The organism is Pseudoalteromonas sp. SR44-2 (genome assembly GCF_014163745.1).
Taxonomy (GTDB): Bacteria; Pseudomonadota; Gammaproteobacteria; order Enterobacterales; family Alteromonadaceae; genus Pseudoalteromonas; species Pseudoalteromonas distincta.
The window spans coordinates 25,669-41,587 of record NZ_JACJDW010000024.1; the positions used below are offsets into that span (position 1 = coordinate 25,669).

A 15,919-nucleotide genomic window follows, 5' to 3' on the forward strand; every position below is an offset into this window, starting at 1 on the left:
TGCGCTTAACTTCACCAGTGATTAGTAAGGGACTCTTACAACCCCTTCCATTAATACACGTGCACTTCGGCTCATACTTGCTTTGGTAACTAGCCAGTTGCCAGCATTATTTTTAGCCTCAGCACCTACTTTTAGCGTGCCCGACGGGTGACCAAAGTTAACTTCACTCAATACGCCGCCACCAGCGGCTATATTAACAAGTGTGCCTTCAATAGCCGCAGCCGTACCAATAGCTACAGCGGCTGTACCCATCATGGCATGATGCAGTTTACCCATCGACATTGCGCGTACTAATAAGTTGATATTAGCAGCCTCAATCATTTTACCGCTAGACGCTTTGTAATCTAAAGGCGCTGCAACAAACGCAACCTTTGGCGTATGTTGGCGAGCCTGTGCTTCACTAATATTTGTGATTAAGCCCATTCTAACGGCACCATAAGCACGAATGGTTTCAAGCTTTTTAAGCGCTGCAACATCGTTATTTATATCGTCTTGCAGCTCTGTGCCGGTATAACCAATATCAGCGGCGTTAATAAATACAGTAGGAATACCTGCATTTATCATCGTGGCTTTTAAAGTACCAACACCTGGTACTTCTAAGTCATCAACTACGTTGCCTGTTGGAAATAACGCGCCATCGCCATCAGCCGGGTCTATAAATTCAAGTTTTACTTCAGCTGCAGCAAAAGTAACGCCATCGAGCTCAAAGTCGCCGGTTTCTTGCACTTCGCCATTGGTCATAGGGACATGCACTAATATGCTTTTTTTAATATTAGCCTGCCACACACGCACAATAGCAACACCATTATTAGGTACTCTGCTTTTATCGACCAAACCATTACTAATAGCAAAAGCCCCCACTGCTGACGTTAAGTTACCGCAGTTACCGCTCCAATCTACAAAAGGTTTATCTATAGCCACTTGACCAAACAAATAATCAACATCGTGGTTGGCTTGCTCACTTTTACTTAGGATTACGGTTTTACTGGTGCTTGATGTAGCGCCGCCCATTCCATCCGTTTGCTTAGCATACGGATCGGGGCTGCCAATAACACGCAGTAATAAATTATCGCGCGCCTCGCCTGCTACTTGAGCAGGCTTTGGCAAATCAGTTAAATTAAAAAACACTCCTTTACTGGTGCCGCCACGCATATAGGTTGCAGGCACTTTAATTTGCGGTTTAAACATAATGCTTGCCCTTATGCAGATTTCGTTGCTTCTAAAAAGTCTTGAGCAAAGCGTTGTAACACACCACCAGCTGCGTAAATAGAAAGCTCTTCTTGGGTATCTATACGGCACTTCATAGGCACAGTAAGCACTTCACCGTCTTTACGGGTAATGCTTAAATTAACGGTGGCGCCTGGTTTTAAATCACCCGTTACATTGTACGTTTCACTGCCATCCAGCTTTAGAGTTTTACGCGTTGTGCCTGCTTTAAACTCAAGCGGTAAAACCCCCATACCAATCAAGTTAGTACGGTGAATACGCTCAAAGCCCTCTGCTGCGATTACTTCAACGCCTGCAAGTCTTACGCCTTTTGCAGCCCAATCGCGCGACGAACCTTGACCGTAATCGGCACCGGCTACAATAATAAGCGGTTGTTTACGCTCCATATAGGCTTCGATTGCTTCCCACATACGTGTGTTAGTGCCTTGTGGCTCTAAGCGTGCATACGAACCTTGCTTAACGTCGCCGTTTTCGTCAAGCACCATTTCGTTTAGCAGCTTTGGGTTTGCAAAGGTTGCACGCTGCGCTGTTAAATGATCGCCCCGGTGCGTTGCGTACGAATTGTAGTCTTCCTCTGGCACATTCATTTTGGTCAGGTATTCGCCAGCAGCACTACTTGCCATAATTGCGTTTGATGGCGATAAATGATCCGTTGTAATGTTATCGCCAAGTACTGCAAGCGCGCGCATACCGGTCATAGTGCGCTCACCCGCAAGTGCACCCTCCCAATAAGGAGGGCGACGAATGTAGGTGCTTTCTGGGCGCCAGTCGTAAAGTGGGTCGTTATCTTCACCGTAATCTACGGTTAAATTAAACATCGGCTCGTATACTTTTCTAAATTGCTCAGGCTTAACACTTTGCTTAATAACCGCATCAATCTCTTCGTCAGATGGCCATAAATCTTTAAGCGTAATATCGTTGCCTTGTTGATCTTGCCCAAGTATCCCTTTTTCAATATCAAAGCGAATAGTACCTGCAATAGCGTACGCAACAACTAAAGGAGGTGACGCTAAAAATGCTTGCTTAGCATAAGGATGAATGCGTCCATCAAAGTTACGATTACCTGAAAGTACAGCCGTTGCGTATAAATCACGTTCAATTACTTCTTTTTGAATCACAGGGTCAAGCGCCCCGCTCATACCGTTACACGTTGTACACGCAAAACCAACAATGCCAAAGCCAAGTTGCTCAAGCTCTGTTAGAAGGTTTGCATCTTCAAGGTATGATTGCACCGCTTTTGAGCCTGGTGCTAATGAGGTTTTAACCCAAGGTTTGCGCATTAAACCCTTAGCATTAGCGTTACGGGCAAGGAGTGCAGCGGCAATTACATTGCGTGGATTACTAGTATTAGTACAGCTAGTAATAGCGGCAATAATACATGCGCCGTCTGGCATTAAGCCTTCTTCATTTTCAACAACGCCCGAAATACCTTCTTTAGCTAAATCGCTTGTCGATACACGGCGGTGTGGATTAGATGGACCCGCAATATTGCGCCCCACGCTTGATAAATCAAACTTAAGTACACGTTCGTATTTTGCGGCTTTTAAGCTATCGCTCCAAAGGCCTGCTGTTTTTGCGTAGTTTTCTACAAGGGCAATTTGTTCTTCTTCGCGACCTGTTAAACGCAAATAATCTATTGTTTTATCGTCGATATAAAACATGGCTGCAGTTGCGCCAAATTCAGGTGTCATGTTTGAAATGGTCGCTCTGTCGCCAAGTGTAAGCGCGTCTGCACCTTCACCGTAAAACTCTAAATAAGTAGATACAACACGTTGCTCACGTAAAAATTCAGTAATGGCTAGTACAATATCGGTTGCGGTAATACCTGGTTGGCGCTTGCCTGTTAGCTCAACACCAACAATATCAGGCAAGCGAATATAAGAAGCACGGCCAAGCATAACGCTTTCAGCTTCAAGCCCGCCTACACCCACAGCAATAACACCCAGCGCATCAACATGAGGCGTGTGGCTGTCGGTACCAACTAAGGTATCTGGGAATGCAATGCCATTTCGGTTTTGAATAACCGGCGACATTTTTTCAAGATTAATTTGATGCATAATGCCGTTACCCGGTGGAATAACATCAATATTTTTAAAGGCAGTTTTAGTCCAGTTTATAAAGTGGAAACGGTCATCATTTCGTCTGTCTTCGATGGCGCGGTTTTTTTCAAATGCGTCAGGATCAAAACCGGCATGCTCTACCGCTAGTGAATGATCCACTATTAACTGCGTAGGTACTACCGGATTCACTTTAGCCGGATCGCCGCCTTTGGCTGCAATTGCATCACGCAAACCTGCTAAATCAACAAGCGCTGTTTGGCCTAAAATATCGTGGCACACTACGCGCGCCGGATACCACGGAAAATCTAAATCTTGCTTGCGTTCAATTAACTGGTTAAGTGCATCGGTTAACATGGCAGGGTCGCATCGGCGTACTAGGTTTTCGGCAAATACACGCGATGTATAAGGTAGCGTGGCGTATGCACCTGGCTTAATTGCATCTACGGCTTCTTGCGTATCGTAATAGTCGACGTTTGAGCCAGGTAAAGGTTTACGGTATTGGGTGTTATTAATTATGGTCATGGTAAGGGTTCGCTAATTTGGTGACGGTGTTTGCTCACAGCTAGCGTGTTTAATAAAAAGTTTGAGAAAAACTACTCGCTAATGGCTATGTGCAATAAAAAAGTGAGCACATGCGTGCTCACCCATTTTTTTAACGTGACTCTATTGGTGTGTAACTGCGTGCGTCAGGCCCTGTGTAATCGGCACTTGGGCGAATAATACGGTTGTTAGCGCGCTGCTCTTTTACATGTGCTGTCCAGCCCGTAACACGGCTCATTACAAATATTGGCGTAAATAACTTAGTCGGAATATCCATAAAGTGATAAGCAGATGCATGAAAAAAATCGGCATTACAAAACAGCTTTTTCTCGCGCCACATAATCTCTTCACAACGAACAGACACAGGATAAAGCACCGTGTCGCCTACTTCACTAGCTAGTTTTTCAGACCATTTTTTAATAATTACATTACGCGGATCAGACTCGCGATAAATCGCGTGACCAAAGCCCATAATTTTGTCTTTACGTTCAAGCATGCCCATTACTTCTTGCTCAGCGTGTTCAGCGCTTGTAAAACCTTGAATCATATCCATTGCCGCTTCGTTAGCACCACCATGTAATGGACCACGCAGCGTACCAATCGCACCTGTTACACAAGAGTGAATATCAGAAAGCGTTGATGCACACACACGCCCTGTAAAAGTAGAGGCGTTAAACTCGTGCTCTGCGTATAAAATTAGTGATACATTCATTACCTGTGCAAACAATTCACTAGGTGCTTTGTCGTGTAATAAATTTAAAAAATGTGCGCCAACTGAGTCGTCATCAGTTTGTGTTTCAATGCGTACGCCATCGTGTGTAAAGCGGTACCAGTAACAAATAATACTTGGGAACACAGCAACCATACGGTCGATTGCATCATTAGCTTGGCTAAAATCAAGCTCCATTTCAAGGTTACCCAACATTGAGCAACCCGTGCGCATTACATCCATTGGGTGTGCGTCTTTAGGAATATTTTCAAGCACGGTTTTAAGCGCATCAGGTAAGCCGCGTAAACTTTTTAGTTTTGCTTTATATTCTGCCAATTCGCTTGTGGTTGGTAACTCACCACGTGATAGTAAAAAAGACACTTCTTCAAACTGCGCTTTTTCGGCAAGTTCGCTAATATCGTAACCACAATACGTTAAGCCAGAACCACTTTGTCCAACAGTACACAATGCTGTTTGACCAGCCACTTGTCCGCGTAAACCCGCGCCGCCTAATGCTTTATCTACCATGATCTTCTCCTATCTTAAATTTGTGTGTGATTTTAATAATTTTTATTTGTCAGATTTTGATGAAAAAAGGTTATCGAGTGTGTTCTCGTACGTGTGGTAATCTAAAAAGTCGTAAAGCTCAGAGCGCGTTTGCATATTTTCAATTTGGCTTTGTTGCGAGCCTTCATTTAAAATTGCTGAATACACGTTTAATGCTGCTTTGTTCATGGCTCTAAATGCACTTAGTGGGTAAAGCACCATTTCAACACCTACATCGCTTAACTGCTCTTTTGTGTAAATAGGTGTTTGGCCAAACTCAGTAATGTTTGCCAAAATTGGAACGTTGATCGCTTTTGCAAATGCTTGGTAATCAGCAAGGTCGTGTACGGCTTCTGCAAAAATAGCGTCAGCACCGGCTTCAACACAGGCAGCTGCACGGTCTATCGCAGCGTTTAAACCTTCTTTTTGAAATGCATCGGTACGAGCCATAATATAAAAATCGCTATCGGTTTTTGCATCAACCGCCGCTTTAATGCGGTCAACCATTTCACCTTGGCTTACAATTTCTTTATTAGGACGATGCCCGCAACGCTTTTGCGCTACTTGGTCTTCAATATGAAAACCCGCCGCACCCGCTTTAGTCATTTCTTTTACTGTGCGTGCAATGTTAAACGCCCCACCCCAACCGGTATCGGCATCAACAAGTAGTGGTAAATCGCTAGCACCGGTAATACGGCGAATATCTTCAAGCACGTTATCAAGGCTCGTCATACCCAAATCAGGCATACCGAACGAGGCGTTTGCAACACCGGCACCTGAGAGGTAAATAGCTTGGTGACCCATTTTTTCAGCCATCATCGCTGTGTAGGCGTTAATAGTACCTACCACTTGTAACGGGCGGTTATTGGCAATAGCGTGTTTAAATTTTAATCCTGCTGACATTACTTTTTCCTCACTTTGAACGGTTGCTACGTGGAGTAACTTATAGTTTTAATCTGTAATTGTGACTGTTTAACTGCTCTACTTAACTTTTAGCCGTTAATAAATCAAATTTGGTTTGAATATTTGCTTGCGATGCACTGATGTGCCGCTTCATGAGCATTTCGGCCAGTTCACCGTCGTGGTTTTCAATGGCGTTAATAATCGCTAAATGCTCATCAAATGCTTTTGATACACGCGGCCCTACCATGCCCATTTGAACACGGTACATGCGTATTAATTGATAAAGCTCATTACACAGTAGATGAATTAAATGCGCGTTTTTACTGCCTTGAATAATACGGTAATGAAAATCTAAATCGCCGGCTTCTTGATAGTAAGATTCGCCCTCTTTAACACGTTGTGTTTGTAGGTGCTGATTAAGTAATTGCTTTAAGCCTTTTACTTCTTCGGGTTCCATATTGTCGGCAGCAAGCCTACATGCTAAACCTTCAAGTGAACTGCGAACTTGATAAACTTCAATCAAACGCTCAGCAGTAAGGGCAACTACTCGGCAACCTACGTTGGCTTTACGCTCAACAAGGTAGCAACTTTCTAGGCGATTTAACGCCTCTCTAAGCGTTGCACGGCTTACACCATAACGTTTGGCAAGCTCAGGCTCTGATATTTTACTGCCTTGAACTATACTGCCTTCAACAATCTCACGGCGCATATCTACAAATACTTGATCTGATGCGGTAGTTATAGGCGCTTCGTTTAAAAATGTGTGTGTCATAAGTTATTTTTTAGATTGTCGACAATTAATGTGGTTACTATGGGCTTATTAAAAAATCATGTCAACCCTTAAACCTATCAAAATGGCTAAAAAACACGCTCATTGTCGACACTATTAACCTAAAGTCGCATAGAAATGGTTTTAAAATGGACTAAAACAATGAAGTGTCGACAGGACAATAAAACAGATGTTACGTCTTTAAGCGCTGAAAATACCTAATATAAATGCTATTATCGCGCTTTATTTTTATAGTATGAGCTAACGCGTGAACGCCAACACTTTTATTCCTGAGCACTTTATTGATGACGTAAAAACCTATTTACCAGCGCATCTAAACTTAGATGACTTTTTAAATGCGTGTCGCAGGCCGCTCAGAAAATCTATCCGCGTTAATACATTAAAAATTAGCATCGAAGAATTTGTAAAACGTGCCAATGAAAAAAATTGGCTGCTAACCCCCATCCCTTGGTGCAGTGAAGGCTTTTGGTTAGAGCGCCCAAGCGATGAAGAGCAAAACCTAGCCCTTGGTAATACCGACTTACATCTAAGCGGGGCTATGTACGTACAAGAAGCAAGTTCAATGCTGCCCCCTATGGCATTAAAGCAAAGTATTGAACTCGCTAACTCGCAAAGTAACACCGTGCTTGATATGGCATCAGCACCAGGCTCTAAAACATCGCAACTGGCAGCGCTTATGGGTAACCAAGGCGTACTTGTTGCAAACGAGCTATCGTCGTCTCGTTTAAAAGTGCTTAGCGCAACGCTCAAACGTATGGGGGTTGGTAACTGTGCGCTCTCGCATTTTGATGGCGTTATATTTGGCAACTATATGTTTGAATGCTTTGATAGCATATTGTTAGACGCGCCCTGCTCTGGCGAAGGCACGGTACGTAAAGACGCCGACGCACTAAAAAATTGGTCCATAGAATCAAACATACAAATTGCCCAAGTCCAAAAGGACTTAATTAAAAGCGCTTTTTATGCACTAAAACCAGGTGGCACATTAGTGTATTCAACCTGCACACTCACCCCACTCGAAAACCAACAAGTGTGCGATTATTTACTCAGTGAATTTAGCGACTATATAGCGCCTGAGTCACTCAGTGATTTATTTGAAGGTGCGAGCAAAGCAACCACAAGTGAAGGTTATTTGCATGTATGGCCGCAAACATTCGACAGCGAAGGCTTTTTTATTGCTCAATTTAAAAAACACGCAAGTTGCAATAACCCAAATCAAACAGTTAAGAAAGGTGCATTCCCATTTAACGAGTTTGATAAAAAGCAAAGTGCCGCGTTTATGCAATCACTTAAAAAGCATTTTGGGTTAACTAACCTGCCTGGCAGCTTAATGCAACGCGACAAAGAACTGTGGTTATTTCCTGAAGGGTTTGAAGCCGTGCAAAACAAAATTAAGTACGCACGTTTAGGTATTCAAATTGGCATTATTCATAAAAATGGCGTACGGCTAACGCACGAATTTGCAACCGTATTTGGAAATGAGTGTAAAACTAATATTTACGCGTTAAATAACGAGCAAGCAAATGATTATTTTCAAGGTAAAGATATACGCTTAGCTGAAGCCACTCAGACAATAGGTGAAGTAGTATTAACACTGTGTGGCTGCCCTATTGGGCTGGGTAAATGGCAAAAAAATAAGATTAAAAACTCACTGCCACGAGATCTAGTGCAGAATACGCAGTTAATAAGCTGGGGTTAATCGATATACTTTACAATATATTGACCATATAATAGTAAAGCATTTAAATGAACTTTGTACATAGCTGGGCTAATACATAAAATTAATGATGATTAATTTACTAGCGTTATTACTAAGCCTCATTTACAAAGAATCTATATCAATTAAGGAGTAATAGTTTGCAGTTCAGGGAAGATATTAATGGCTTAAGGGCCATAGCAGTTATTGCTGTTGTTTTATTTCATTTTAACTCATCTTGGATGCCTGGTGGATTTGCAGGTGTAGATGTATTTTTTGTTATCTCTGGTTTTTTAATGACAGGGATAATATTTGAAGGATTAGAACAAGAAAACTTTTCTATTTTAAGGTTCTACGTGGCACGCGCAAATAGAATTATTCCTGCGCTTGCTCTTCTGTGTATTATATTATTAATTTTTGGTTGGTTCTTCTTATCCCCTACTGAGTACAAAGCTCTAGGCAAACATGCAGTTAGCAGCGTAGGGTTCATATCTAATATCATTTACTGGTTAGAATCGGGCTATTTTGACTCCTCATCACATGAAAAATGGCTTCTTCATACTTGGTCTCTCTCTGTTGAATGGCAGTTTTATATTATTTACCCAATTCTTTTAATACTTTCAAGCAAAGTATTATCACTCAAAATGACCAAAAAGATGCTTTTATTAGGCACTGTAGTAGGCTTTGTTTTCTGTGTATTAGTTACTTACAAATGGCCTAATGCATCATATTATTTATTTCCATCTCGGGCTTGGGAAATGATGATTGGTGGAGTGGCTTATCTATATCCTAGTAGGTTTGGGGACAAACAAAATAAAGTTTTAGAAATCATTGGTGTTTTATTCATTTTAGGCTCATATTTCTTTGTTACAAAGGAAACACCGTGGCCGGGCTATCTGGCAATGTTCCCAGTGATAGGAGCTTTTCTAATAATACAAGCGAATTCAAAAAATAGCTTTATCACTGGAAACTTAATTTTTCAAAAGATAGGAACTTGGTCTTATTCAATATACCTTTGGCATTGGCCATTAGTAGTAGCTATCGCTTACTTTTCATTAAGTAAAAACTTCATGTATATAGGTATTATTTCATCTATCTTTTTAGGTTACTTGAGTAATAAATATATTGAAAAAATAAAGTTTCTTAATGATTTTAATACACCAATATCTTACCTAAGATCTAAACCAATTATTATCGCAATTTCAACAGTTTCGTTAGGGCTAATCGTTTATAGTACGAATGGATTCATTAAACTTTCTCCAATTGAATATCAAAATTTAATTAACTCTTCTACGCCAAGCCCTTACAGAAGTATGTGCCATATAAGTGAATATAGGGCTCCTGAAAAATCTTGCGAGTATTTTGGCTCTAAAATTACTTGGGCAACTTTTGGAGATAGCCACTCAACAGAAATTGCATATGCAATGGCCTTAAGATTAAAAGAAAGAAATATTGGTTTAAAGCATTTTAGTTTTTCTGGCTGCAAACCATCGTATAAAGAAACTGAAAGCTTTAGTGTATGCGCTAAATGGTACAATCAATCAGTAAGTTATATTATTGAAAGCAAAAAAATTAAGAATGTAATTTTCAACCATAGATTTACAAATATGCTTTTCGGTGGAACAGCTGAACATTACCCTGTAATAGATGAGCCCATAGTAACGAATGAAACTATCCGTTTAACAAAACATATGGATGAACTAATTTTAAAGCTTGCTGAAAGTAAAGATAATATTTATATATTCTTACCGATCCCTGAGCTGAATAAAAATATTTTTAAGTTAATTAATAATGCCACAAAGAGCAACGCAAGCCTTAATGATATAGCTAGCACTGATATCAATTGGTACAATAAAAGAAATAAATATATCATCAATCACTTTAATTCAGCTGAATTCCCTAATAACGTACACTTATTAAATCCCGCAGATGCTTTTTGTAATAACGAAAAATGTTTCGCGGTGAGGAATGGAATACCACTATACTTTGATGATAATCATCCCTCAGTTTTAGGTGCTATCGAACTAGTTAAGCTCATTAAATAAACAAACTTACTTTTTAGCTATCACTAGTATAAAAATTTCACACTAAGAATAGTTGCGTCAATAATAGATATGCTGATAGTCACATATGCTGAGACTCATATTATATTGTTTAAAACATCATCCTAAGTCGGCATAGAGTCTAAGCACCGTAGTACCGTAGTGTTGGTTTAAATGCATTGTTGGCGAGCACTTCAGCTAGTTAAAGTATCAAAGCTCCCATCAAAAAACTAACGCTACGAGACACTAAGCTACCAGCTTTCTCTTCTAGATTCATACAACCTATAACTTATGGAAATGGAAACGAAATGTGGAACATTTACTCATAAATAGAATACTCAGGTGCAAATCATATTTTTGCCATCCCTACCGGAGTTGGTAAAAAGGAGATGTTGAACAATTAAAAGGACACATAAGACGCTACTTACCAAAAGGGGCCGATATAAAGCTAGTTTTTCATTCTAGAATTAAGAAAATCGAAAAATTAATTACCACGAGATTTAGTTCAAAATACGCAATTAATGAGTTGGGGTTAAAGTCGTACCTGTAGCTAACTATGATCTACAGGTCTCTTTTTATTCCCTTACCTAAGAAGACTAAGTTAGTAAAATAATTCTTTTCTAAGATTTTTTCTGTCAAAATTGGCAGTAGTAGACCAGTAGCCAATGCTACAGAAAATATTATTTCTACATCATATACATTCAATTTATGTAAAATAATTCTAGTTCCAGCTGTAAAAAAAACGTGGAAAAGATATATTGAATAGGAATATGAACCTATCCAAGCCAGAGGCTTAAATCTAATGCCAACTACTAGCAATATTAAACAACCCAAACAGCCCAGTATTAAGCTAGAAAGTGAACGCTGCTCAAAATAAGGGACTATTCCTTTAAATATTAGAGTAATTATAAAAATTAGAATCAATAAAAGACCTAACCTCCAAACATCAGAAATATTAACGGAAAAATCAAATCGTACGAGTGACATACCAAACAGGAAATATGGCAATAAATAGATAAAACCAGAAAAAGAAAAGTAATCAGAATTCACCGGTGATATATAAAGCACTATAGAAAAAATAAACACACATATAAATTTATCAAACCTATCAAAAATCTTCAATTTTTCGCATATTAGAACAAAAATAAAAACTATAAATAAAGACTCAATAAACCAATAATGTGCTACTGGCTTAATGTGCAAGGTCAACCAATCAATTTCATTACTATTAGCCCCTGGTGTGAACGCCTGTAATAGAGCAAAAATAGTGCCTACCGATAACATCGGAAATAACAAACGTCTTACTTTTTTATATATAAAACTTGTACCACCAGAGCTAAAAGGCCAAAAAGCATAAACTAAACCTGATAGAAATGTAAATAAAGGCATTCTAATAAATACCAAAGTGTCATTAATATTCCTTAAAGTCCCTTCTGATAGTTTAAGTCCAGTTTCGGCGTTAAACCCTATAACATGGTATGCAATTAAAAGTACACATGCTAGACCTCTTAAGGTATCTATTTTCAAACGTTCGTACATTGTAGCGAATCCCTTTAAACTACTTTTGATAATTAAAACCATAGAAATTTAGGTAGAAAAATCCAAACATAATGCTCAATTTTATTTTTGATCTATACTTAGAGTACTTTCTTCTTCTCCCTATAAGATTCAGAAAGTTTTTTAGTTAACGCTAGGCTCATTTTAGAGTCACTTTATAGCCCAGAGGTTTTATCAGCCTTTGGGCATTTTTATTCGCAGTTTCTTCTATAAACAGTACTAAGTCTTACGTTTTCAAACGCCTTACCAAATTGTAAAGATAAACAAAGAATTGGCAAAGCATCAACTTGCTTAGCAACATCAAAAACTTGATAGAATTTATAACCATATTTAACGGCTAAATTTAGTTCAGCAACATACAATGCTTTATACTTTGGAGGGAGTTGCTGCCAGTTCATTAACGCTATTTGAATAATACCAAGCTGCACATCAAGCTTGTACGGCCCGAATTTTTTAGCCTGCTGAATATACTCATATACGCGCTCTGTCGGCCCTTCTTGATAACTAACTACTTGTGCCAGTGCAATCCACGTTTCTGACCATGTTTGCCTTAACTCTAATGATTTTAACAGCTCTTTTTCTGCTTGTTGGTAAACCAAAAGCTTATTGTTATTTTGCTCGCTAGTTACAGCTAAATTGAGCATTTTTACATAAGCACTTAACTGCCAGTAATGAGACTGTGAAGGGTCTTGACTTGTTGCATATGTAATTGCCCTATCTGCAAGCTCTAGCTCTTTGAGAGTAATTGTACTTTCAGGCTGCTTTAAAATATTAAGTGCATTAAAATACCATGTATTTGCACGCATACTTTGTAAGCTTTGATAACCTATAACTAATGTAGCAACTGCAAGTATGGCAATTTGTGTGAGGCGGTTTGTATTTAAATTACTCATTAAACAACGACTCTGTTAGACGCTTAGGGTTGGTAAAAAACAAATTATGTGCATCATTTTTACCTATCAACTCGCTCACTATTTGCTTAGCTTTACTCAAAATAGGCGGCCTGCGCTTAACTGAATGGGCATCAGATGCAACATAGGTTATTAAACCGTTTTTGAGCATATCTATACTAATACTTTTTGCAGTTTCGCCCCATGCACCTTCAATGCTTGAAGCCGTTAATTGAAACTCACACCCTAATTGTTTTAAACGCTCAATATAAAAAGGATTAGCTTGAATATCACGATTACGCTCAGGGTGAGGAATAATTACTTTTATATTTTGTTTAGCTAGCCAATTTATAAACTTATCGTAGCCTTGGGGTACATGAGAGTGTGGTAGCTCCAATAGTAAATAATTTACTGAATTAAGCATACCAATAAACGGGAGTTTATTACTAAGCACTAAACTCATTAGCTCTACATCAAGCCTAACTTCAGCAGCCACAGCTAGTTTAATAGCAATATTATTTACTAATGCCTGTGCTTTTAAATTAGCGAGCTCGCTATACAATTGCGAGGCTGAGTTATTAAATCGCCCAATATGTATATGTGGCGTGGCAACCATATGGGTTATTCCATCATTTTGTGCAATATTCAATAGTGCTAAAGATTCATTTAAATCTTTAGCACCATCATCAATGTCTGGCAAAATATGGGAATGAATATCAATCATAGATTTGCATTTAACTATGCATTAGGTTGTTCAGGTTTTTGCGAGTAATCGTAATAATCGTAATAACCATGGCTATGCTCGTCTTTACTTTTACTCATATCTACTTGGTTAAGCACAATACCTGCAACATGAGCTTTAGATTCAAACAAGCGCTCAATACCCGCCTTAATATGTTTAATTCGCGTAATATCTGACTTAACAACATAAATTACCGAGTCTGTACTTTGCGCAACAACTAACGCATCACTCACAGCTTGTGTTGGTGGTGTATCTATAATTATATGGTTATATTCAGCTTTCAAGCCATCAATTACTTCACTAAAGCGCGCATTAGATAAAAGCTCTAATGGGTTACTAGGTATTTGGCCACTTGGCATTATTGCTACGCCTGACTGCACATCAAGATGTACACACTCACTTAATTGCTCCGTGCCTACAATTAAATTACTTAACCCTGGGTGAAATACCGGAATATCAAAGCGCTTTGCAATACTTGGCTTGCGTAGGTCAGCATCAATTAATAATACTTTTCCCATTTGTGCAAGCGACATAGCTAAATTAGCTGAGGTTGTGGTTTTACCTTCACCCGGTGAGCTTGATGTAACTGCAATTACTTTATGGTCGCGCTCTAACTGTGTTAATAACAAGCTAGTTCTGAACGTACGTACCGACTCTGCAAAACGCCTGTAATTATCATTAAGATAGGCGTGAATCGGAAAAACACTATTTTTAGGTATTTTAACATGCGGTAATAAGCCAATCATACGTTGAGCAAGCTTATTTTCAACATCATTTTTTGTTTTAACCGTGTCGTTAAGTGCGTCAAATATAAAGCTCATAATTACTGCAAAACCAAAGCTAGCGATAAAAGCTAAAATAATAATAAGCTTTTTATTTGGTTTTGCTGGTTTGTTTGGGGCATAGGCACGGTCGGTAAAACGTGCAGCTGCAGAGCTAAAATCGCTTGTTACTTCGGTTTCTTTTGAGCGAGATAAAAACGTATTAAATATATTTCGATTAGTCTCAACTTCGCGTTGTAGTTGGTTATATTGGGTTTCTTTACGGGTAATATCTTGATATTCAGCACGTATTTTAACTAAGTCACGTTCAAGTGCACCAACAGTACGAGTTATACGGTTTAGCTCTTTTTCAATGCCAGTAATAAGACCCTTAATTTGCTTATTTAAATTATTTTTTACAGTAGCAAGCTCAGCTTTAGCTGAGATAATTTTCGGGTGTCTAGGCCCATATACTTCGCCTAAATCACTTAATTTACGCTCAACTAAAATAACCTCACGTTTCACGTCTTGTATTACTTTATGCGAAGTAATCTCAGGCATACTACCCAAAAGTTCTAAGTTATTATTACCGTATTCAGTAATAACTCGGTTGATACTCTCGAGGTTGTTTTTTTCGTTACGTGCTACAATTAATTGCTGAGAAATTTGCTCAAGCTCTTGTGTAGCGAGCCCCGCTATACCTTCAATATCAACTAATTTTTGTTTCTCTCGATAAGCTTGTAAGCGTACTTCTGAGTCATCAAGCTGAATTCGCAGTTGCGATAAACGTGTATTTAACCAACTAGAAGCTTGTTGGGTAATGCCCATTTTTGCACGCATCTGGCTTTCTATATAAACTTCACCTACTGTATTAGCCACAAGTGCAGCTAGTTTAGGATCGCTTGATTCAAAACTAACCTTTACCAGTTGGGTTTTGCGAATTGGGGTAATTGATAAGTTAGCCTTAAAGGTCGAAAGAAGGCGAAGCATTTCAAATTCAGCCTTATCACTTTCTGATAAAATCTCAGAGTCTTTTTTATTCAAAAAGGGGAAAAGCTCTTTTATTACTCTTTTAAGCTCACTTAAAGCAGATGGCTTAGCGATGAAGTCTGTATGCGATTTCAAATTAAGCTTATTAATCACCTCTCGGGCAATACTATCGGACTTAATCACCTCAAACTGCGTAAGATAGTATTCTTTTTGATTAGAATCTAGGCCGTATACTTCTTGGAAGCTGACTGCTTTTGCCTGTTCTGCTTCTATAAGTAATGTGGCCGTTGCTATATATTTAGGAACTAACGTGAGTGAAACCATGATAGCTAATAAAGTAGCAACAATGGCAAAACCCAAAATGCGCCATTTGGCAAATTTAATTACATTAATGTAAGAATTTAACTCGATTACTTCTTCATTATAGTTTAAATTTTGATTTTTTTGGTTCATTAATAACTGCCTT

11 protein-coding genes are annotated in these 15,919 nt (G+C 39.0%); 2 read left to right on the forward strand and 9 right to left on the reverse strand.

Translation table 11 applies throughout. The features are described 5' to 3' along the window. Positions 1 to 21 precede the first annotated feature (21 nt). From prpF to H5115_RS14435, 5 genes are all read right to left on the reverse strand, one after another. Entirely contained in the window at positions 22 to 1,188 is a 1,167-nt protein-coding gene (gene prpF, locus H5115_RS14415; protein ID WP_182755966.1) for a 2-methylaconitate cis-trans isomerase PrpF, read from the reverse strand. Between the two features lie 11 nt (positions 1,189 to 1,199). Beyond that, on the reverse strand, positions 1,200 to 3,809 hold the full coding sequence (gene acnD / locus H5115_RS14420) for a Fe/S-dependent 2-methylisocitrate dehydratase AcnD (RefSeq protein ID WP_182755968.1): 2,610 nt from the start codon (positions 3,807 to 3,809) through the stop codon (positions 1,200 to 1,202). Positions 3,810 to 3,939: 130 nt separating this feature from the next. After that, positions 3,940 to 5,064: a 2-methylcitrate synthase gene (gene prpC, locus H5115_RS14425; protein ID WP_182755970.1), complete on the reverse strand. Its 1,125-nt coding sequence runs from the start codon at positions 5,062 to 5,064 to the stop codon at positions 3,940 to 3,942. Between the two features lie 42 nt (positions 5,065 to 5,106). Continuing rightward, positions 5,107 to 5,985, reverse strand: a complete 879-nt coding sequence (gene prpB / locus H5115_RS14430; protein ID WP_138488929.1) for a methylisocitrate lyase — start codon at positions 5,983 to 5,985, stop codon at positions 5,107 to 5,109. 82 nt (positions 5,986 to 6,067) lie between these two features. Further along, complete coding sequence (locus H5115_RS14435; RefSeq protein WP_024590401.1) at positions 6,068 to 6,757, reverse strand: GntR family transcriptional regulator; 690 nt, start codon at positions 6,755 to 6,757, stop codon at positions 6,068 to 6,070. A 265-nt stretch (positions 6,758 to 7,022) separates the two neighbouring features. Between H5115_RS14435 and rsmF the strand changes: the two genes are divergently transcribed. Beyond that, the gene (rsmF, locus tag H5115_RS14440; protein WP_182755972.1) at positions 7,023 to 8,474 is read left to right on the forward strand and encodes a 16S rRNA (cytosine(1407)-C(5))-methyltransferase RsmF; all 1,452 of its coding nucleotides are present in this window, start codon (positions 7,023 to 7,025) and stop codon (positions 8,472 to 8,474) included. A gap of 158 nt (positions 8,475 to 8,632) precedes the next feature. After that, the gene (locus tag H5115_RS14445; RefSeq protein WP_182755974.1) at positions 8,633 to 10,516 is read left to right on the forward strand and encodes an acyltransferase family protein; all 1,884 of its coding nucleotides are present in this window, start codon (positions 8,633 to 8,635) and stop codon (positions 10,514 to 10,516) included. 558 nt (positions 10,517 to 11,074) lie between these two features. Here the strand turns inward: H5115_RS14445 and H5115_RS14450 are convergent. The 4 genes from H5115_RS14450 to H5115_RS14465 all read right to left on the reverse strand — a co-directional run bounded on the left by H5115_RS14450 (position 11,075) and on the right by H5115_RS14465 (position 15,906). After that, positions 11,075 to 12,052, reverse strand: a complete 978-nt coding sequence (locus H5115_RS14450; RefSeq protein ID WP_182755976.1) for an acyltransferase family protein — start codon at positions 12,050 to 12,052, stop codon at positions 11,075 to 11,077. Between the two features lie 209 nt (positions 12,053 to 12,261). Further along, complete coding sequence (locus H5115_RS14455; RefSeq protein ID WP_182755977.1) at positions 12,262 to 12,963, reverse strand: VpsP family polysaccharide biosynthesis protein; 702 nt, start codon at positions 12,961 to 12,963, stop codon at positions 12,262 to 12,264. Continuing rightward, complete coding sequence (locus H5115_RS14460) at positions 12,956 to 13,684, reverse strand: tyrosine-protein phosphatase (protein WP_182755979.1); 729 nt, start codon at positions 13,682 to 13,684, stop codon at positions 12,956 to 12,958. The genes H5115_RS14455 and H5115_RS14460 overlap by 8 nt, the downstream gene beginning before the upstream one ends. 14 nt (positions 13,685 to 13,698) lie before the next feature. After that, entirely contained in the window at positions 13,699 to 15,906 is a 2,208-nt protein-coding gene (locus H5115_RS14465) for a polysaccharide biosynthesis tyrosine autokinase (RefSeq protein WP_182755982.1), read from the reverse strand. Positions 15,907 to 15,919: the final 13 nt, after the last annotated feature.